This is a genomic window from Kitasatospora sp. NPDC127067 (assembly GCF_042724755.1).
In the GTDB taxonomy this organism is placed as follows: domain Bacteria; phylum Actinomycetota; class Actinomycetes; order Streptomycetales; family Streptomycetaceae; genus Kitasatospora; species Kitasatospora lactacystinica.
This window is the reverse complement of the sequence record NZ_JBHXEM010000012.1, coordinates 82856-101274: the sequence shown is the minus strand read 5'-3', so window position 1 is coordinate 101274 and position 18419 is coordinate 82856. Positions and strand designations below refer to the sequence as shown.

General features: G+C 75.9%; 18 protein-coding genes and 1 riboswitch. Of the genes, 6 read left to right on the top strand and 12 right to left on the bottom strand.

The features are described 5' to 3' along the window. Nucleotides 1-11 precede the first annotated feature (11 nt). The 3 genes from ACFWJ4_RS07795 to ACFWJ4_RS07785 all read right to left on the bottom strand — a co-directional run bounded on the left by ACFWJ4_RS07795 (nt 12) and on the right by ACFWJ4_RS07785 (nt 2854). Nucleotides 12-713 carry an SCO2322 family protein gene (locus ACFWJ4_RS07795; RefSeq protein WP_380540429.1) on the bottom strand — a complete coding sequence of 234 codons (702 nt, stop codon included), beginning with the start codon at nt 711-713 and terminating at the stop codon, nt 12-14. Continuing rightward, nucleotides 713-1954: a prenyltransferase/squalene oxidase repeat-containing protein gene (locus ACFWJ4_RS07790; protein WP_380540426.1), complete on the bottom strand. Its 1242-nt coding sequence runs from the start codon at nt 1952-1954 to the stop codon at nt 713-715. Before ACFWJ4_RS07790 ends, ACFWJ4_RS07795 begins: the two co-directional genes overlap by 1 nt. Before the next feature lie 106 nt (nt 1955-2060). Beyond that, nucleotides 2061-2144, bottom strand: a riboswitch (cobalamin riboswitch). A 113-nt stretch (nt 2145-2257) separates the two neighbouring features. Next, complete coding sequence (locus ACFWJ4_RS07785; protein WP_359896874.1) at nt 2258-2854, bottom strand: TetR family transcriptional regulator; 597 nt, start codon at nt 2852-2854, stop codon at nt 2258-2260. 256 nt (nt 2855-3110) lie between these two features. Here ACFWJ4_RS07785 and ACFWJ4_RS07780 point away from each other — a divergent pair, with 256 nt between their 5' ends. The 3 genes from ACFWJ4_RS07780 (at nt 3111) to ACFWJ4_RS07770 (ending at nt 6379) form a co-directional block, all read left to right on the top strand. Then, on the top strand, nt 3111-4421 hold the full coding sequence (locus tag ACFWJ4_RS07780; RefSeq protein ID WP_380540423.1) for a glycosyltransferase family 4 protein: 1311 nt from the start codon (nt 3111-3113) through the stop codon (nt 4419-4421). 156 nt (nt 4422-4577) lie between these two features. Beyond that, nucleotides 4578-5321, top strand: coding sequence for a methyltransferase domain-containing protein (locus ACFWJ4_RS07775; protein WP_359896878.1), 744 nt, complete (start codon nt 4578-4580; stop codon nt 5319-5321). Then, nucleotides 5318-6379, top strand: a complete 1062-nt coding sequence (locus tag ACFWJ4_RS07770; RefSeq protein ID WP_380352536.1) for a prenyltransferase — start codon at nt 5318-5320, stop codon at nt 6377-6379. Before ACFWJ4_RS07775 ends, ACFWJ4_RS07770 begins: the two co-directional genes overlap by 4 nt. Before the next feature lie 210 nt (nt 6380-6589). Here the strand turns inward: ACFWJ4_RS07770 and ACFWJ4_RS07765 are convergent, their stop codons facing one another. The 5 genes from ACFWJ4_RS07765 to ACFWJ4_RS07745 form a co-directional block, all read right to left on the bottom strand. After that, nucleotides 6590-7504, bottom strand: coding sequence for a collagen-like protein (locus ACFWJ4_RS07765; RefSeq protein WP_380540421.1), 915 nt, complete (start codon nt 7502-7504; stop codon nt 6590-6592). A 187-nt stretch (nt 7505-7691) separates the two neighbouring features. Beyond that, nucleotides 7692-8747: an N-acetylmuramoyl-L-alanine amidase gene (locus ACFWJ4_RS07760; RefSeq protein ID WP_380540418.1), complete on the bottom strand. Its 1056-nt coding sequence runs from the start codon at nt 8745-8747 to the stop codon at nt 7692-7694. 7 nt (nt 8748-8754) lie between these two features. Beyond that, nucleotides 8755-9996, bottom strand: coding sequence for a hypothetical protein (locus ACFWJ4_RS07755; protein ID WP_380540415.1), 1242 nt, complete (start codon nt 9994-9996; stop codon nt 8755-8757). A 137-nt stretch (nt 9997-10133) separates the two neighbouring features. Next, nucleotides 10134-10787, bottom strand: coding sequence for a class I SAM-dependent methyltransferase (locus ACFWJ4_RS07750; protein ID WP_359896888.1), 654 nt, complete (start codon nt 10785-10787; stop codon nt 10134-10136). Nucleotides 10788-10916: 129 nt separating this feature from the next. Further along, nucleotides 10917-11078, bottom strand: coding sequence for a hypothetical protein (locus ACFWJ4_RS07745; RefSeq protein WP_380540412.1), 162 nt, complete (start codon nt 11076-11078; stop codon nt 10917-10919). A 111-nt stretch (nt 11079-11189) separates the two neighbouring features. On the opposite strand from ACFWJ4_RS07745, the gene ACFWJ4_RS07740 reads away from it, so the two are divergent. Continuing rightward, nucleotides 11190-12272 carry an alcohol dehydrogenase catalytic domain-containing protein gene (locus tag ACFWJ4_RS07740; RefSeq protein ID WP_380540409.1) on the top strand — a complete coding sequence of 361 codons (1083 nt, stop codon included), beginning with the start codon at nt 11190-11192 and terminating at the stop codon, nt 12270-12272. Between the two features lie 163 nt (nt 12273-12435). On the opposite strand, the gene ACFWJ4_RS07735 is transcribed toward ACFWJ4_RS07740, so the two are convergent. The 4 genes from ACFWJ4_RS07735 to ACFWJ4_RS07720 form a co-directional block, all read right to left on the bottom strand. Further along, a complete protein-coding gene (locus ACFWJ4_RS07735) occupies nt 12436-12609 on the bottom strand; it encodes a hypothetical protein (protein ID WP_380352529.1) in 174 nt (57 codons plus the stop codon). Nucleotides 12610-12992: 383 nt separating this feature from the next. Next, nucleotides 12993-14984 carry an alpha/beta hydrolase family protein gene (locus tag ACFWJ4_RS07730; protein ID WP_380540406.1) on the bottom strand — a complete coding sequence of 664 codons (1992 nt, stop codon included), beginning with the start codon at nt 14982-14984 and terminating at the stop codon, nt 12993-12995. After that, on the bottom strand, nt 14981-15997 hold the full coding sequence (locus ACFWJ4_RS07725; protein ID WP_380540403.1) for a hypothetical protein: 1017 nt from the start codon (nt 15995-15997) through the stop codon (nt 14981-14983). The genes ACFWJ4_RS07730 and ACFWJ4_RS07725 overlap by 4 nt, the downstream gene beginning before the upstream one ends. Then, the gene (locus tag ACFWJ4_RS07720) at nt 15970-16185 is read right to left on the bottom strand and encodes a phage DNA packaging protein J (RefSeq protein WP_380540400.1); all 216 of its coding nucleotides are present in this window, start codon (nt 16183-16185) and stop codon (nt 15970-15972) included. Before ACFWJ4_RS07720 ends, ACFWJ4_RS07725 begins: the two co-directional genes overlap by 28 nt. Before the next feature lie 627 nt (nt 16186-16812). Between ACFWJ4_RS07720 and ACFWJ4_RS07715 the strand changes: the two genes are divergently transcribed. Next, nucleotides 16813-17649, top strand: coding sequence for a Nif3-like dinuclear metal center hexameric protein (locus ACFWJ4_RS07715; RefSeq protein WP_380540397.1), 837 nt, complete (start codon nt 16813-16815; stop codon nt 17647-17649). A gap of 23 nt (nt 17650-17672) precedes the next feature. Beyond that, nucleotides 17673-18416, top strand: coding sequence for a zinc ribbon domain-containing protein (locus tag ACFWJ4_RS07710; protein ID WP_380540394.1), 744 nt, complete (start codon nt 17673-17675; stop codon nt 18414-18416). Nucleotides 18417-18419: the final 3 nt, after the last annotated feature.

Here is an 18419-nt window from a genome sequence, read left to right as displayed (position 1 = left end):
TGGGTGGGGGGCTAGGAGTGACGGCGGCGGCGTGCCTGCCGGACGGCACCGCCGGCGAGGACGGCGAGCAGCGCGCCACCGGCGATCAGGCCGATGTCGGGGCCGCTGCCGCTGCTGCCGCCGCCCTGGTCGGCGGTCCGGGCCGCGCCCGCCGCGCCGATCCGGTCGCCGCAACCCGCTTGCGGGTAACCGGCGATGGCGCACAGCAGCCCGTTGGTGTCGTAGCGCAGCGGCGGGGCGACGGCGGCCAGCACCTCGGCCGAGGTGGCGCGGGGCGCGACGGCGGCGCAGGCGGTCCGCTGCCCGGGCACCGGGGCGGCGGACGAACCGGCGTCCTCGGCGGTCCCGAAGTCCAGCACGACGGCCACCCGCTTGCGGCCCTCCTGGGCGGGCGTGTCCGCGCAGATCTCCGTGAAGCTCCCGGCGGTCCGGGGCTTCGCGGCGTCCTGCCCGCCGTCCGGGCTCAGCGCGTACCGCCACCCGTCCACCGAGCCGTCCGGCGGTACCGCGACGGCGGGCCCCTGCTGCTGGTACGTCCAGGCTCCGCCCTCGGCGCCGCGCCAGAACGACCAGTAGCGGTAGCCGGCGGCCTGCGCGGGGGCGGCGGAGGCGAGCACCAGCACCGCCCCGAGGAGGGGCAGCAGCAGCGCGGCGACGGCCCGGCGGGTGCGGACGTCGGCGCCCGCCGGGGCGGGGCTGGGTGCGGGGCGCATCAGAGGTGGGGGTTGCGCTTGCGCTGGAGGCTGAGCACGAGGCCGCCGCCGATGCCGACGAGGAGGCCGACGCCGATGAGCCAGTACTGGCCGATGCCGCCGTCCTTCTTCTCCTTCGGGGCCTCCGTCGCCGAGGCGGCGGCTTCGGCGGCCTTGGGCGTCGGGCCGAGGGCGGTGAGTTGGCCGGTCAGGGCGGCGGTGTCGCGGTGGGCGGCCTGGGCGACCAGCAGGAGGGTGGCGGTGGCGCCGGCGTCGGTGCCGCCCTTGGTCCAGGTGGCGCCCTCCTTGGTGAGCCAGTCGACGGCGCCGGCGGCCTGCCGGGGGTGGCCGCTCTGGGTGAGGGCGAGGGCGGCCCAGGCGGTGGCGGTGTAGTCCGGAGTGGGGGCGGCGCCCGGGGTGGTGAGGGTGAGGTGGTCGCCGCCGGCCGCGAGCTGGGCGGTGAGGTAGGCGCCGACGGCCTCGCCGGAGTCCGCGTGCGTGACCGGGGCGGCCGCGGCTGCGGCGTCGGAGGCGCAGGCGAGGGCCTTGGGCGCGGCGTCGGCGTGCACCGAGCCGGCGACCGGCAGGTGGCCGCCGCCGGCGGCGAGCGCGGCCTGGCCGCTGGCCAGGGCGTTCGGAGTGAGGGCACCGCCGGCCGGGTCGGGCTGGTAGGCGAAGGCGCCGCGCTGGTCGGCGGGGGCGGCGCAGCCGAGCTGGAACAGGGCGAGCCCGTCGAAGGCGGACCTGCCGGCCTTGGCGACGCCCGCCGGGTCGGTCTTGGCGGCGAACAGCGCGTTGACGGCGAGCCCGGTGGAGTCGGCGTCGCCGGGGTTGCCCGGGTTGTAGGCCCAGCTGCCGTCGGCGTTCTGGTTGGTCCTGAGCCAGGCGACGCCCTTGTCGACGGCCTCCTGGTGCCCGCCGAGGGCGACCAGGGCCTGGACGGCGACGGCGGTGGCGTTGCTGTCCTCGAACTTGGGGTCGCAGGCGGTGCCGGCGTTCCGGTAGGAGGGCCAGCCGCCGTCCTCGCACTGCTGGCCGGTGAGCCAGCCGACCGCGGAGTCGGCCGGGGTGACCTTGGCCGCCGCCAGCGCGGTGAGCGCGAGGGACTGCCGCCAGACGCCGTCGTACGTCGGGTCGCTCTTGCCGTACAGGCCGTCCGGGACCGTGGGCGGGGAGACGTCGGCGAGGGCCGGGCCGGCGGCGATGCCGGTGAGCAGCGCGGCGGACAGGGCGGCGGCGCCCAGGCGGGCGGCGGTCAGCATGGTGCGGGTGTGCCTTTCGGTGAGCGGTGGTGGCCCGGTCGGGGCCGTTCCGTGGTCCTCGACGGTGCCGGGCGCGTGCGTCCGGACCGGCCGCTCGCCCCTCCCCGGGTGCTCCGACTCGTCCGGGCGGCCGAGGGCGGCGCCGGTCTCACGGCTGCGGGGTCAGCGCCGGATTCGCACCGGCTTTCCCCGGGGGAGGAGCGGGATCGAGTTGTGCCGACTGTCGACTCTAGCCGCCGGAGCACGACGAGCGGCCCGGGGCGGGCAGGAACAGGTTCCAGTCGGCGGCGGGAGGAGGACGGTTCACGGCAGGGTGAGCAGCCGGGCCGCGGTGTGCAGGTCGGCCCGTACCTCGGCGATCGAGGCGCGGCCGGAGAGCCAGGCGACCAGCGCCGAGTGCCAGGTGTGCTCGATCACCCGCACCGCCGCGCGCTGGCTCCCGGTGGGCGGTCCGGACTGGCCGATCGCGTCCAGGATGAGCTGTCCGGTGGCCACGCTGACCTGGTCCACCTCGGCCCCGACCGAGCGGTCCGCGAAGGACAGTGCCCGGACCATGGCCTCGGCCAGCAGCGGCTCGCGCTGCAGCGCGTGGAAGGCCCGGGTGAGGGTGTCGGCGACCCGCAGCGCCGGTTCGAGGTCGGTCGGCGGGTGGCGCCGGATGTGCTCGTGGAGGCCCTGCAGCTGCTCCAGCATCACCGCCACCAGCAGGTGCACCTTGGACGGGAAGTACCGGTAGAGCGTGCCGAGGGCGACCTGCGCGCTCTCCGCGACCTCCCGCATCTGCACCGCCTCGTACCCGCCGCGCACCGCCAGTGCGGTGGCGGCCCGCAGGATGCGCCGGCGCCGTTCGGCCTGGCGCGCGGTCAGCGGCGGCTCGCCCGGAGGGGAGACCGGCGGCAACGTCGAAGGAGGGGGTGGCGGCAAGGGTGCTCCCGGGCGGGCGAGAGTGGCGGCGTGCTCCACATGGTCGGCAGGATTCGGCGTGGCGGGAATCACCAGCCCTGGCTCCTGGGGAAAAGCTACGGGCCGGTATCTTCGAGGTCTCTCATTGTTCACGTGGTCGACGACGAGTTCCCCAGCCACTGAAACCTGATCTACTTTAGCGACCGGAAGCACGACCGGCAGCACCGATAGCAGCTAGAGAAGAGGGCCCAGGATGACCGCGCAGCCGCTGCGGATTGCCCTGCTGTCGTACCGCGGTGACCCCTTCTGCGGGGGTCAGGGCGTGTACGTACGACACCTCTCCCGCGAGCTGGCGCGGCTCGGCCACCACGTGGACGTGATCGGCGCCCAGCCCTACCCGGTGCTCGACGAGGTCGACGGCCCCGGCTCGGTGCGCCTGGTGGAGCTGCCCAGCCTGGACCTCTACCGCGCCGACGACCCCTTCCGCACCCCGGCCCGGGGCGAGTTCCGCGGCCCGGTGGACGTGCTGGAGTTCGCCACCATGCGCACCGGCGGCTTCCCCGAGCCGCTCACCTTCTCGCTGCGCGCCCGCCGGTACCTGGCCGCCCACAAGGGCCGCTACGACGTGGTCCACGACAACCAGACCCTCGGCTACGGCCTGCTCGGCCTGGCCCGGCACGGCTTCCCGCTGGTCACGACGATCCACCACCCGATCACCGTGGACCGGCAGCTGGAGCTGGACGCCGCCGCCACCCGGGGCAAGCGGCTCTCGCTGCGCCGCTGGTACGCCTTCACCCGGATGCAGCGCCGGGTCGCCGCCCGGCTGGACCACGTGATCACCGTCTCCGGGACCTCGCAGCGCGAGATCGCCGAGCACCTGGGCGCCGCGCCGGACGCGATCTCGGTGGTGCCGATCGGTGCCGACACCCGGCTCTGGTCGCCCTCGGCGGAGATCGGGCGCGTCCCCGGCCGGATCGTCACCACCTCCAGCGCGGACGTCCCGCTGAAGGGCCTGGTCTTCCTCGTCGAGGCGCTCGCCAAGGTGCGCACCGAGCGGGACGCCCACCTGGTGGTGGTCGGCAAGCCGCAGAAGGAGGACGGGCCGGTGGCCGAGGCGGTGCGCCGCTTCGGGCTGGCCGGGCACATCGAGTTCCGCAGCGGACTGACCGACCGCGAGCTGGTCGACCTCTACCGCTCGGCCGAGGTGGCCTGCGTCCCCTCGCTGTACGAGGGCTTCTCGCTGCCCGCCGCCGAGGCGATGGCCACCGGCACCCCGCTGGTCGCCACCACCGGCGGGGCGATCCCCGAGGTGGCCGGGCCGGACGGGGAGACCTGCCTGGCGGTGCCGCCGGGGGAGGCGGACGCGCTGGCCGCCGCGCTCGGCCGGCTGCTGGACGACCCCGAGCTGCGGGCCGGACTCGGCGCGGCCGGACGGCAGCGGGTGCTGGCCCGGTTCACCTGGGAGCGGGCCGCCGAGCTGACCGCCGAGGCCTACCGCGCGGCGATCGCCACCGGCGCCGGCGCCCGGGCCCGCTCGGGGCCGGGCTGGCGGTACGTGGCCTAGGGCCCTGTCGACGCGCACGGGCGGATGGTGCCGTCCCGGTCGGCCGCCCGGCCGGTGACGGCGGGTCGGGGCCCGCCCGGCGCAGTGCGACGTGCTGAACGAAGGCCTGACGAGGCGTCAAGAACGCTTGGCAGCAATAGGAATGGGAGTCCAGCAGTGCTGACCGTCGATTTCTCGCGCTTCCCGCTCGCCCCTGGCGACCGGGTGCTCGACCTGGGCTGCGGCGGGGGCCGGCACGCGTTCGAGTGCTACCGCCGCGGCGCCAACGTGATCGCCCTCGACCAGAACGCCGGGGAGATCGCCGAGGTCAGGAAGTGGTTCGCGGCGATGGAGCAGGCCGGTGAGGCCCCCGAGGGGGCGTCGGCGGTCGCGATGGAGGGCAACGCGCTGGCGCTGCCGTTCGAGGACGAGTCCTTCGACAAGATCATCATCTCCGAGGTGATGGAGCACATCCCGGACGACAAGGGCGTGCTCAACGAGATGTTCCGGGTCCTCAAGCCGGGCGGCCTGCTCGCCGTCACCGTGCCGCGCTGGCTGCCCGAGAAGATCTGCTGGGCCCTGTCCGACGAGTACCACGCGAACGAGGGCGGCCACATCCGGATCTACCGGGGCGACGAGCTGCTCGGCAAGCTCAAGGACGCCGGCCTGGAGCCGTACGGCACCCACCACGCGCACGCGCTGCACTCGCCGTACTGGTGGATCAAGTGCGCGGTCGGCGTCGACAACGACAAGGCGCTGCCGGTGAAGGCGTACCACCAGCTGCTGGTCTGGGACATCGTCGGCACCCCGGTGATCAGCAGCCTCACCAAGGCCGCCGAGCGGGCGCTCAACCCGGTGATCGGCAAGAGCTTCGTCGCGTACGCCTCCAAGCCCAACCGCGCGCCGGGCAGGACGGCATGACCGCCGCCGTCCCCGAGGTGCTGCTGCTCGACGGGGTGCTCGACGCCGAGCAGGCCGCCGACACCGTCCGCAGCATCCTGGCCGAGCAGCGCCCCGACGGCGCCATACCGTGGTTCGCCGGCCACCACCTCGACCCCTGGGACCACACCGAGGCCGCGATGGCCCTCGACACGGCCGGCGAGCACGCCGCCGCCGAGGCCGCCTACCGCTGGCTCGCCGCCGCCCAGAACCCGGACGGTTCCTGGTACGCCGCCTACACCGACGGCGTGGTCACCGACCGGGCCAAGGAGAGCAACTTCTGCGCGTACGTCGCGGTCGGGGTCTGGCACCACCACCTCAGCACCGGCGACGACGCCTTCCTGGAGTGGATCTGGCCGGTCGTCCGGCGCGCCCTGGACTTCATCGTCGGACTGCGGCTGCCCGGCGGCCCGATCGCCTGGCGGGTCTCCGAGGACGGCACCGCCACCGACGAGGCGCTGCTCACCGGCTCGTCCAGCATCCTCCACGCGCTGCGCTGCGGCCTGGCCGTCGCCGAGTACCTGGAGGAGCCGCAGCCCGACTGGGAGCTCGCGGCCGGGCGGCTGGGGCACGCCGTCTCCCACCACCCCGAGCGGTTCCTGGACAAGGACCGCTACTCGATGGACTGGTACTACCCGGTGCTCGGCACCGGCCTGCGCGGCGACGCGGCGGTGGCCCGGATCGAGCGGGACTGGGAGCGCTTCGTCGTCCCCGGCCTCGGCGTGCGCTGCGTCAGCGACCGCCCGTGGGTGACCGGCGGGGAGAGCGCCGAGCTGGCGCTCGCGCTCTGGGCGATCGGCCAGTCCGACCGTGCGGTGGACATCCTGCGCTGGATCCAGAAGCACCTGCGGCACGAGGACGGCTCGTACTGGACCGGGTACGTCTTCGAGGACGACGCGATCTGGCCGGAGGAGCGCACCACCTGGACGGCCGGGGCGCTGCTGCTCGCGGTGGCCGCGCTCGGCGGGGACCCGGCGACGGTCTCGGTCTTCGGCGGGGAGCAGCTGCCGGCCGGGCTGGTGGTCGAGGACTGCTGCTGAGCCGGACGCGCGTGCGGTAGCCGGACGCGCGTACGGGCAGGCGGGCGCGCAGTCGGACGCGTACGGCGGTCGAGCGTACGGACGCGTACGGCGGTCGAGCGTGCGGGACCCGTGCGACGGTCGGTCGCGCGTACGGAAGGCGAGCGCTCATGCGGAAGGGGCGGGACCGGAGAACCGGTCCCGCCCCTTCGCGGTACGTGCCCGCGGGCGTCAGCCGCGCTGGATGCCCGTGGTGTCGGCCAGCACGCCCTGGCTGCCGTCCGGCAGCTGCGCGACCAGCGCGGCGCCGCGCTGCTCGACGGCCAGGTACCAGGTGCCCGGCACGACCTCGCCGACCGGGGCGCCGGCCGGGTTGTCCTTCGGGGCCAGCTGGCGCGGGGCCGGGACGGCGAACCAGAACGGCTGGAAGTCCGCCGCCGGGGCGGCCGCCTGCTGCTGCGCGGCCGGGGCCGGCTGCGGCACCGGGGTGCCGGCGTCGTGCGGCTGGACCGGCTGGCCGGGCTGCGGCTGGCCGGCGCCCGGGTAGCCGTAGCCGCCCTGGCCGCCGAACGCCGGGTCGTGGCCCTGGGCCGGGTAGCCGTACTGACCGGGCTGGCCGGGCTGGCCGGGCGCACCCGGGTGACCGGGCTGGCCCGGGTAGCCGTACTGGCCGGGGACGGCCGCCGGGCGGTCGGAGACCAGCGGGGCCTTCAGCGCGGGCACCAGGGGGCTCGCGGCGGCCGCGCCGGCGAGCACGATCAGCGCGATGAAGCCGAGCCAGGCGCCGAAGCCGTGGCTGACGTTCGGGCCGTACGGGCTGGCGCCCAGGGACCAGACCGAGGTCCACAGCGCGGCGACCGCGAAGGCGATGCCCCACTGGTCCAGTCGCAGGCCGAGGACCTGTCGGTTGGCCGCGGCCTGGCCCTGGAAGCGCTGCACCAGGATCAGCGCGGCGGCGACGATGCCGAGCAGGTAGATCGAGGGCAGGACGGGGAACAGATCGGTGCTCCACGCGTTCTTTGAGGCGTCCGCACAGAGCCGACCGCTGCAGTCCGCGGCCAGATAGGGCAGGAAGGAGGCGATGAAGAGCAGGACGGCCGCGCCTGCGACGGCGGCGTCTCCCCTGGTGAGAGCGCGCAGATTCACTAACGTTCCCCTCGTTGACGTGTCGTGGACGGTGGTTCGTGCGGTCGGGCCGACCGGCCGAAACTCCCGAACGGACCAGAAGCCTAGGCCCATCCGTCCTGCCGGTGCACGGCGGGACCGGGAATGGGGCGAAGTCGTTGCAAACCGTGCGGTCCGGGCGGAGCGTCGTCCTCCGGGGGTGTGCGGTTCAACTCCCGTGTCGCTCTTCGGTCTTCTCTTGGGTCGTCAGGAACGCGGTCAGCGCGTCGGCGATCCCCTGGGCCGCCTGTTGGCGCCACTGAGGGTCCGTCATCCGCTTCGCGTCCGTCGAGTTGCGCATGTTACCGCACTCGATGAACACCTTGGGGACGGTGGAGAGGTTGAGGCCGCCCAGGTCGGAGCGGGTGTCCAGGCCGTCCTTGGCGATGTAGTCCGCGTACGGTTCGCCGGTCGCGGCGTGGAACCGCTCGCGCAGCAGGAGGCCGAGCCGGTGCGAGGGATCGACGATGGCCGCGTTGTCCGCCTTTCCGGCCACCACCCTGGCGGGCATGATCACGTGGAATCCGCTGCCGCTCGCCGGGCCGCCGTCCCCGTGCACCGAGAGCGCGACGTCGGCGTGCGCGTCGGCGCCCGCGCGGGCGCGTTCGTCGATGCACGGGCCCCAGGGGCGGTCGCCGTCCTGCGCCAGCACCACCTTGGCGCCCCGGGCGGTCAGGATGGCGCGGGCCCGGCGGGAGACGTCCAGGGTGTACTCGGCCTCGGAGTAGCCCGCGTTGGTCTCGGTGCCGGTGGTGTCGCACTCCTTGCGGGTGTTGCCGATGTCCACCTGACGGTTGATCTCGGCGGTGTGGGCGGAGTTGCCGGGGTTGTGGCCGGGGTCGAGCAGGACGGTGCGGCCGGCCAGGCCGGTGGCGGTGTCGGCGGGCGGGGCCGGGGTCCCGGCCGAGGGGGCGCCGCCGGTGGGGCCGCTGTCGGTGGGCGCCGGCGCGACCGGAGGGGTGAGGGGCGTGCCGGTGGCGGTCGGCTGGTCCGTGGCCGGCTGGTCCGTGGTCGTCGCAGCCGTGGTCGGAGCCGGGGGCTCGGCGGCCGGGGCCGAGCCCGGGGACGACGTGGCCGGGGCCGCCGCGGCGCCCGCCGGGCCGGAGTGGTCGAGGGCCCGCCAGCCGAACCAGCCCGCCGTGCAGAGCGGAACGGCCACGGCCGCGGCCGTGGTGGCGCGCAGCAGGGCGGAGCGGCGGGGCGGTCGGGCGGCGGAACCGGTCACTGGTCGGTCAGATCCTGTCCTGGGTGCGCGGAGTCAGACCGTAGTTCTTCGCGATCACGTTCCACTTGGTCATGAAGTCCGTCTTCGCCTGGGTGGCCTTCGGGTTGAGCTCGTCCGCGCGCTTCTTGTCAGGGGTGGCCGGGGCCCTGCCGGTGCAGCCCTGGGCGGCGACGGCGCGCGCCCAGCTCGCGTACGCCTTGTCGATGTCGGCCGACAGCTGCCAGGCGGACTTCAGCGAGTTCACCGCGTCCGCGCCGCCCGGCACGTCCGTGACGGTCAGTTGGGAGAGCTTGGCCAGCAGGGCGGCCCGCTGGCTCGCGCCGTTGTCGAAGTCCTGCGCGGCGCTCTCGATGTCGGCCTTCGGCGGGCAGCTGGTCACCTTGGCGACGGCGCTGCCGATCGGGGCCTTGGCGTTCTCGCCCTCGCTGAGCAGACTGTCCAGCGCCTGGGCCTGCGTGCCGGCGGCCGGACCGGGGCCGGTCGCGGTCGGGGACGGCGTGCCTGCGGGCGAGCCGGAGGCGCTCGCGGCGGCGCTCGGCGCGCCGTCCGTGCCCGTGGGTGCGGGGGCGGGCGGCAGGTTGTCCGGGCCGGTCGCCGGGGCGGAGGCCGGGGCGGGCGCGGCCCGGTCGTCCTTGTCGCCGTCCTGGAGGGCGAACAGCAGGCCGCCGCCGATCGCCAGCACCAGCAGCAGGGCCGAGCCGATCAGCAGCGGGGTCCTGCGGTTGGTGGGCCGGTCCTCGTCGTCCCCGTGGCCGGTCGGATAGTCGGGCTGGGCGCCGTAGGGGGGCTGGGCGCCGTACGGGGACTGCGGCGGGGCGGCGGGCGGCTGCAGGAGGTAGTCGTAGCCGGCGGCCTGCTGCGGCGCCTGCTGCGGGGCGTGGGACTGCGGACCCGCATGGGAGGGGAACGGCGAGGCCGGGGGCGGGGCGGCCGGGGGCGGCGGGGCGGCGGGGAACAGCCGGGCGGTCGGCGGATCGTAGCCGGGCGAGGCGGCCAGGTACGGGCGGGCGCCCAGCGGCGGGCCCTGGTCGCCGACGGCGCCGGGCACGGACGGCGGGGCCATCGGGCCGGGGTGGGCGGCGGCCTGCGGAGCCGCGGACTGCGGGGCGGCGGGAGGCTGGGGGGCGGCGGGAGCCCCGGGGGCGGACTGCGCTTCGGCCGGGCGCTGCGGGCCGCGCACCCAGCCGCCGGCACCGCCGCGCGCGGTGGGGTCCCAGACCGCCGGAGCGCTGTTCTGCTGGTCCGTCATGTCGCTGCTGGCCCCCACCGTCCGCCGATGCTCTGCGCTCTGCCTGGTGCTGCGCGGCCACCGTACCGTTCGAACCCCCGCCCGACAGCCCCGGCACGACGTTAGAGCATCGGTGCGGGGACGCGGGAACGAACGCGCTACCGGGCGGCTCGGCGCAGGACCCGCAGGGAGCCCGTCACCGAGACCTCCTCGAAGCCCTCGGCCAGCGCCCGCAGGTACACCCGGTACGGGGCCTGGCCGCCGTCCGCCGGATCCGGGAAGACGTCGTGCACCACCAGCAGGCCCTCCGGCGCCAGGTGCGGCACCCAGCCCTCGTAGTCGCCGGTCGCGTGCTCGTCGGTGTGCCCGCCGTCGATGAACACCAGACCCAGCGGGCGCCCCCACAGTGCGGCGATCCGCGGCGAACGGCCGACCAGCGCCACCACGTGCTCCTCCAGCCCGGCGGCGTGCAGGGTGCGGCGGAACCTCGGCAGGGTGTCCATCAGCCCGACCTCGGGGTCGACCAGCGTCGAGTCGTGGTACTCCCAGCCGGGCTGCTGCTCCTCCGAACCGCGGTGGTGGTCGACGGTCAGCGCGACCGTCCCGGCCTCCCGCGCCGCCGCCGCGAGCAGGATCGCCGAGCGGCCGCAGTAGGTGCCGATCTCCAGCACCGGCAGCCCGGTGCCGCGCGCCACCGCCACCGCCGCCGCGTACAGCGCGAGCCCCTCGTCCACCGGCATGAACCCGGTGGCCTCCTCGAACGCCGCCAGCACCTCGGGCGCCGGCTCGGCGCTCAGCAGCAGGTCGGACATGCGGTGCTCCTCGGGGGTCGGGACGCGGGCGGACGTGCACGGACCCTACTCGACGGTAGCGGTGATGGCGGCGGCGGGGCGGCCGGTGCAGCGCGGGCTCACGGCGCCCGGTCGGCGCCCGTCCGCCGGTCAGCCGGCGAGCAGCTCGGCGGCGATCCGGGCGCGGTGCGGGGCCAGCTCGGCGGCGATCGCCCCGGCCTCGGCGGCGACGTCGGTGGGGACGTCTGCGGGGGTATCGACACGGTGGTGATCATGGCGTGTTCCGGTGGTGGAAGGACAGTGGATCCGCACAGTTCCGCCGGCCGCTTGTTGTGGAACGCGTTCTCGTCGCGCCGCGCCGCCCGTGCCAGAATCGGCGCGACCGCCGATCCGAGGAACACCAGGCACCCCGGGAGCAGCACCATGCGCGCAGCCGTCCTGCACAAGACCGGCCAGGAGACCCTCGACGTCCGCGAGGACGTGACCGCCGTGGGCTTCGGGCCGGGCACCGTACGGGTCCGGATGCGCGCCGCCAGCCTCTGCCACTCGGACCTCTCCGCGATGAGCGGCGTGCTGCCGCAGCCCGCGCCGTTCGTCCCCGGGCACGAGGGCGCCGGGGACGTGCTGGAGGTGGGCGAGGGCGTCACCGACCTCGCCGCCGGTGACCGGGTGGTGCTCTGCTGGATGGCCCCGTGCGGCCGCTGCGACCACTGCCGCCGGGACCGCGGCCACCTGTGCATCGCCAGCCTGCGCGGCCTCGGCGCCCCGGGCTTCCGGATCGCCGAGGGCGAGCTGAACGCCTCCGGCTTCTACGGCACCGGGGCCTTCGCCGACGAGGTCGTGGTCGCGGCGAACGCCGTCATCAAGGTGCCCGCCGACCTCCCCTACGAGGCCGCCGCGCTGATCGGCTGCGGCGTGACCACGGGCATCGGCGCCGCCGTGAACACCGCCCGGGTCGAGCCCGGCGCCTCCGTCGCGGTGATCGGGGCGGGCGGGGTCGGCGTGGCCACCGTGCAGGGCGCCCGGGTCTGCGGCGCCGGCCGGATCACCGTCGTCGACCCGGTGGCCTCGCGCCGCGAGCGCGCCCTGGCCTTCGGCGCCACCGAGGCGATCGCGCCCGAGGAACTGAAGGCGGCGGCCAAGAAGCTGCCCGGCGGCGGCTTCGACTACGTCTTCGAGGCGGTCGGCCGCGCGGCCACCGTCCGGGCCGGCTACGAGGCCGCCCGGCGCGGCGGCGCGGTGGTGGTCATCGGCGCGGGCGCGCAGGACGACCTCGCGCAGTTCACCATGGGCGAGCTGTTCTTCAACGAGAAGCGCCTGCTGCCCTCGCTGTACGGCGGGGCGACGGTGACGCGCACCATCGGGCTGGTGGTCGACCTCTGGCGGGCCGGGCGGATCGACCTCGACGGGATGGTCACCCACCGGGTGGGGCTCGCGGACGTCAACGAGGCGATCGCGCAGATGCGCAGCGGCGAGGCGCTGCGGACGGTCGTCACGATGGACTGAGGGCCGGGCCGGGGGCGGCTCCGGGGACGGCCGGGCGGGGCCCGGGGAAGAGCGAGGGCCCGCCGGGGGAGTCCGTGCTCTCCCGGCGGGCCCTCGGGCGCGGCACCGCCGTGCGGTGCTGCTGCGCGGTGCCCTTGGTGCCGACGCCCTGGTGGTGGTGCGGTCAGCCTCGCGCGCCGGCCGCGCGGTGGCGGCCGTGCGGGTCGGTCTCCGGGCTGTCGTCGTCGGCGGAGCCACCGCGGTGGCGGCCGTGCGACCCGGTGTCCTTGGCCGTCTTCTCGTCGGCGTCGGTCCCGGTGACCGCGGGTCCGGTGGTGTCGGTGAGGGTGTCGGACATGAGATTCGTCTTTTCCGTGCGGAGGGTGCGGGTCATCGGCGCCCGGCCGGCGCCGGTGGCGCACGGTCGGGTCCCCGATCGGGTGCTCGGTACGCGCCCGTAGCCGGTGATCACGGCCCGTGCCCCGGCCACCATAACGGCCGGGACGGGCGAGATCCTATCGAGATCCTGACGCGAGTCCCGTGCTGGTCCGGGGCCCGGAGCCGGGCCGGCGGCGCACCGGCTCGCGGTGGACCGGGGCGGTGCCCGAGGGTCGCCGGACCGGGCCGACAGCCCGCGCTCACCTGCGGAGAGTTCACTCGGATCGCCCAGCGCGGCGTCGGGGCCGCCCGGCCGCGCGGGAGGGTCCGGGAGTCCGTGATCTTCGGCGGGCGGGCGGCGGATCAGCCCGGACGGCCGGTCCGCAGGAACGTGGCCAGCAGCTCGTGCAGGACGGCGGCGCCCTCGTCGGCGAGCACCTCGTGCCCGGAGCCCGCCGCCTCGACGTACCGGAAGTCCTCGCCCTCGACCCGGCCGATCCGCAGCAGTTCGTGCCGCAGCGACCGGGACTGGCTCACCGGTACCACCTCGTCCCGGTTGCCGTGCACCATCAGCAGCGGCGCGCTCAGCCGGTGTGCGAGTTGCAGGACGTCGCGCGGTCCGCGGGCGTCGGCGATCGGCTCGCCACCGCCCAGGCGGGTGGCCAACGCCCCTACGGGGGGCGCTGCTTCGGCCAGCAGCCGGGCGCCGGACAGGAACGGTGCGACCACCGCGCAGCGGGCGACCTGCCCGGCCGGCGCGTGCGCGGCCGCCAGCAGCGCCAGGAAGGCGCCGTAGCTGACCCCGAAGAGGGCGGGCGGCTCCAGGCCAAGAGCGGCGCGCTGGCCCGCGATGCCGTCCAGCAGGTACAGGACGTCGTCCAGGTCGGGGCCGCCCCAGGCGCCCCGGATGGCCAGCGCGTGCGCCACGCCGTAGCCGGTGGAGCCGCGCTGGTTGGGCGCGACCACCGCCAGGCCCTCGGCGGCCATCCGCTGCAGCGCCGGGTCGAACTCCAGCCGCCAGGCGTCCGCCGGGCCGCCGTGCAGCGCCAGCACCAGGTGCGGGCTGCTCAGCCAGGTGTCCCCGCCGTACACCACGGCCTCCAACGGGCCTGCCGGGCCCGCAAGTTCGAGGCTCTGTGCGGGCTGCCAGCGGCCGCCGTCGCCGGGCGGGGTGCTGCCGTCCAGCCGCCAGCCGGGCGGTGTGGTCCGTACCGGGCGCATCCCGCCGGGCTGCCAGGGCAGGACGGTGTCCCGCCACGGGCCGGGCAACCCCGAGGCCAGCGGCGCGAGTTGAAGCGGCAGCGGTACCGGGGCGGAGGCGGCCGGGAGCGGGCCGTGCGCCAGCAGCGCGTCGACGTCCAGGGTGGCCAGCGCCGTCGGACGGTCGGGCGAGGAGTACGGCAGCCGAAGCCCGGCCTCGCCCCAGTGGCCGACCGCGCCGAGCCGCCCGGGCGGCGCCGGCAGCGGGTCCAGCCGTCCGGCGGCGGGCCGCCACAGCGCGAGTGTCGAGCCCGCGCCGTGGTCGATCTGCACCGCGACCCGGGGGCCGTCCGCCGCCACCCGCAGGGCCACCGGCCGCAGGAGCATGCCCGCGACGTGCAGGCACTCCGGGAACCGCAGCGGCTCCCCGGTGCCGAGGAGGCCCCAGCCGAGCCGGTCGGCGCCGGGCGCGTCGCTGCGCACCATCGCGAACCGGCTTTCCGGGTCGAACAGGACGAGGCGGTCGTTGCTGTGCGGGCCGATCTCCAGCAGCGGGGTGGTGCGGCCGGTGCGCAGGTCGAGCACCACGCTGCGGACCAGGCCGTCGTTCACCCGGTCCAGCGCGAGCAGCGTGCCCGTACGGTCGAGCCAGGTGCCGCCGCCGTGCAACCCGGGGATCTCGGCGACCTGTTCGGGCTCGCTGCCGTCCGTCCGCACCAGCCAGGCGGTGGTCGCCGGGCGGGTGTCGCTGCCGAGGGCGACCGCCACCGGCGTCCGCGGCCCGGCCCCGGCCGGTGCCGGGAGCGGCAGCACCCGCAGTCCGGCCATCCTGAGCGCACCCAACGGCTGTTCCACGGCGGGGCTTTCGCCCGGCGTCAGGCGGGCCAGATCGTGCCGGTCGCCGTCGTGCCGGCAGATCAGCACCGAGCCGTCCGGCAGGGCGACCAGCTGTGAGCGCAGGCTCTCCGAGCGGTTGCCGGGCAGTGCCAGTGCGGTCGGCGCGGCCGGCCCGCCGTCCTGCGGAAGCCGCCAGCTCTCCACGTACCAGCCGCTGTCGGCGGAGGAGGCGAGGCAGGCGGCGTGGCTGCCGTCGGCGGCGAAGGCGAAGCTCAGCCGGCGCAGGGCCTGGGTCACGGTCCGGGTGGCCACGTTCATGCTCCGCTCACCCCGGTGGTGCCGGCCGGGCGCGCGGCGCCGGACGGGGCTGTCGTGTCCGGCCGGAGCCGGGGGCCGCCGTGGCGCAGCCGCGGCAGGAAGGCCGGCGGGCCTGCCGCGCCGGTGCCGTAGCCGGGGGCGCGGCGGGCCCCGGTCCCGTCCGGGAGCACCAGGAGGTCGTCGTGCAGCGCCGCCCGCACCCGGGCCACTCCCCACCGCTGCCGCGGATGCTCGGCGCGCAGCCCGAGGATCGCCGGCGCCAGCCGCCGGGCCGTCCCGCCGGTCCTGGCCGCGAGGGCGAGCCAGCGGCCGAGGCGTTCGGCGACCGGGCGGGCCTGCGGGAGGTCCTCGGACAGCAGCGGGTCGTGGCCGGTGGCCAGCAGGAAGAGCAGTCCGCCGAGGGCGTACAGGTCGACGGCCGGATCGGCGACGCGGCCGCGGTCGGCGGCGGCGAGCCGGCCGGGCCCGTGCTCGGGGGCGCGGTAGCCGGGGGCGCCGGCCGAGCCCGCGGGCCGTCCGGTTTCGGCGGCGAGTTCGAGGTGGGCCAGCCGCAGCGTGCCGTCCGGGCGGACCATGACGTTGCCGGGGGAGAGGTCGCGCAGCACCAGCCCCTGGGCGTGCACCTGTTCGACGAGGTCGAGCAGTCCGTGCGCCACCGGCCCGGCCTCGGCCCAGTCGACGTCGGGGCGGCCGTCGCGCCGCAGCCGCGCGGCCACCCAGCCGTCCAGGGGCTGCCCGGCGATTCGTTCCTGCACCAGGAAGACGGAGTCCTCCTGCTCGATCAGTTCGACGGCGAGCGGCGCCAGGCCCTGCCCCGCCAGCCGGGCGAGCAGCGCGGCCTCGTGCCGCAGCGCGTCGCGGGCGTCGGTGCCGGCCCGGTCCACCCCCGTGTGCGCCCGGGCCTGCTTGACCACGACCTCGGCACCGCTCGACACCTCCCGGCCGAGGAACACCCCGCCCTTCGCGCCGTGCCGGACGGCGGCGGTCAGCGCGTACCGCCCGGCCAGCAGCACCCCGCCCCGGCGCTTCGCCCCGACCGAAGGGGCCGCGGCGGAAGCGGAGGAAGAGGAAGGGGCAGGCGCGGAGGGAAGCGCCTTGCCGGAAGAAGGGGCGGCGCCGGAAGAAGGGGCAGGAACGCGCGGAGAGGACACGGGCGGCCTGGCCGTGCGCCGGAAGCCGCCGACGGTGACGTCCCGGTCACCGCCGCCTCCCCGGCCTCCGGCACCGGTCAGTGCCGCCCGTGTCGTCTCCGGCCGCGAACCCGCCGCATCCGGTCCGCGCTCCACCGATCCCCTGCCCCCGGCCGCACGCAGCGATGTGCCCGCCCTCATTCGCCACCACATCCCTTCGTCTCCGCCGCCGCGCCGGGTGTCCACTGCTCGCGGCACCCGGGGCGGCGGCCCGGCCCGATCGGTTTCCCCGGAGGGGGCGGCGGTGCCGCCCCGGCACGGGAGTGCCCACCCGGATCCCGTCCGGCCCGCGCGGCATCCGCCCGACTCCGGGTCGTGGCTGCCGCCGGTGCAACTCCCGTTCGCAGGAGTGAAGTTACTTTCGAGCCAACCGAAGCCTCAATGCAGAGCCGGTCACTTCACTCGTAAGGGTGATCAAGGCGTGATTTCGAATTCGTACGAGAACCCTGCTGTGAGTAACGGGCGCCCGGCGCGCGACCGCGTACGGAGCGCGCGGGCCCGTCGGGCGCCTCCCGTCACAGATTGACGCGCACCCGTACGCCCACAGCTCCCGCGTCCGAACAGCCGCGGCGACTCCCCCGGCAGCCCGCCGAACGGCCGAGGCCCGACCGCGCCCGCGCGCACGGTAGTCTCGACAGGTGCCGAAACTGTCCGACGTCATCACCGCGCTCGAAGAGGTCTACCCGCCGCAGTGGGCGGAGTCCTGGGACGCCGTCGGCCTGGTCTGCGGGGACCCTCAGGCCGAGGTCAACCGCGTGCTCTTCGCCGTCGACCCCGTCCAGGCGGTCGTCGACGAGGCCGTGGAGTGGGGCGCCGACCTCGTGGTCACCCACCACCCCCTCTACCTGCGCGGCACCACCAGCGTCGCCGCCACCACCTTCAAGGGCCGGGTGGTGCACACGCTGATCACCAACGGCATCGCCCTGCACGTCGCCCACACCAACGCCGACCACGCCGACCCCGGCGTCTCGGACGCGCTCGCCGAGGCGGTGGGCCTGCGGGTCACCGGCCCGCTGGTACCGGACCCGACCGACCCGCTGGGCCGCCGCGGCACCGGCCGGATCGGCCTGCTGGAGCCCCCGCTGACCCTCTCCGCCTTCGCCGCGCAGGTGGCGAAGGGCCTGCCCGCCACCGCCGCCGGCGTCCGCGTCTCCGGCGACCCGACCCGGCTGGTCAGCCGGGTCGCGGTGTGCGGCGGCTCGGGCGACAGCCTCTTCGCCGACGTCCGGGCGGCCGGCGTGGACGCCTACCTGACCGCCGACCTGCGTCACCACCCGGCCTCCGAGGCCGCCGAGGCGGCGCCCGTCGCGCTGCTCGACGCCGCCCACTGGGCCACCGAGTGGCCCTGGCTCACCCTGGCCGAGCGGGCCCTGCTGGCCGTCGCCGACAAGCGCGGCTGGGCCGTGGAGACCAAGGTCTCCCACCGGGTCACCGACCCGTGGACCGCGCACGCCCCCATGTCCTTCACCGCCTGACCCGATTCACAGGAGCTCTCCGCTTGAACGCCGCGCCCGCCGACCAGATCCGCCTGCTCGACCTCCAGGCCATCGACTCGAAGCTCGACCAGCTGGCCCACCGGCGCCGGAGCCTGCCCGAGCACGCCGAGATCGACAAGGCCACCGCCGACCACACCGCGCTCAAGGACCTCGTCGTCGCCGCCGAGGCCCAGAAGGGCGACACCGCCCGCGAGCTGACCAAGGCCGAGCAGGACGTCGAGCAGGTCCGCTCCCGTGCCGCCCGCAACCAGCAGCGCCTGGACTCCGGCGCGATCACCTCGCCGAAGGACCTGGAGAACCTCCAGCACGAGATCGGCTCGCTCGCCAAGCGTCAGGGCGACCTGGAGGAGGTCGTGCTGGAGATCATGGAGCGCCAGGAGAGCGCCAACACCCGGGTCGAGGAGCTGTCCGCCCGCCTGGAGCACTCCACCATCGTGCTCAAGGAGGCCGAGGGCCGCCGCGACGCCTCCTTCGCCGAGATCGACAGCGAGGCCGACAAGGTCAAGCGCGACCGCGAGACCGTCGCCACCGTCATCCCCGCCGACCTGCTGAAGGTGTACGCCAAGCTGCGCGAGACCCAGGGCGGCGTCGGCGCGGCCCGTCTCTACCAGCGCCGCTGCGAGGGCTGCCGCACCGAGTTCTCCATCACCGAACTGAACGCCATCAAGGCCGAGCCGGCCGACAAGGTGGTCCGTTGCGAGAACTGCTCGCGGATCCTGGTCCGCACCTCCGACTCGGGCGTCTGAGCC

Bases quoted from the DNA above. Each gene is read 5' to 3' on its own strand.
- ACFWJ4_RS07780 (WP_380540423.1), top strand. From the start codon at position 3,111: ATGACCGCGCAGCCGCTGCGGATTGCCCTGCTGTCGTACCGCGGTGAC.
- ACFWJ4_RS07795 (WP_380540429.1), bottom strand. From the start codon at position 713: ATGCGCCCCGCACCCAGCCCCGCCCCGGCGGGCGCCGACGTCCGCACC.
- ACFWJ4_RS07740 (WP_380540409.1), top strand. From the start codon at position 11,190: ATGCGCGCAGCCGTCCTGCACAAGACCGGCCAGGAGACCCTCGACGTC.
- ACFWJ4_RS07735 (WP_380352529.1), bottom strand. From the start codon at position 12,609: ATGTCCGACACCCTCACCGACACCACCGGACCCGCGGTCACCGGGACC.
- ACFWJ4_RS07730 (WP_380540406.1), bottom strand. From the start codon at position 14,984: ATGAACGTGGCCACCCGGACCGTGACCCAGGCCCTGCGCCGGCTGAGC.
- ACFWJ4_RS07755 (WP_380540415.1), bottom strand. From the start codon at position 9,996: ATGACGGACCAGCAGAACAGCGCTCCGGCGGTCTGGGACCCCACCGCG.
- ACFWJ4_RS07790 (WP_380540426.1), bottom strand. From the start codon at position 1,954: ATGCTGACCGCCGCCCGCCTGGGCGCCGCCGCCCTGTCCGCCGCGCTG.
- ACFWJ4_RS07770 (WP_380352536.1), top strand. From the start codon at position 5,318: ATGACCGCCGCCGTCCCCGAGGTGCTGCTGCTCGACGGGGTGCTCGAC.
- ACFWJ4_RS07750 (WP_359896888.1), bottom strand. From the start codon at position 10,787: ATGTCCGACCTGCTGCTGAGCGCCGAGCCGGCGCCCGAGGTGCTGGCG.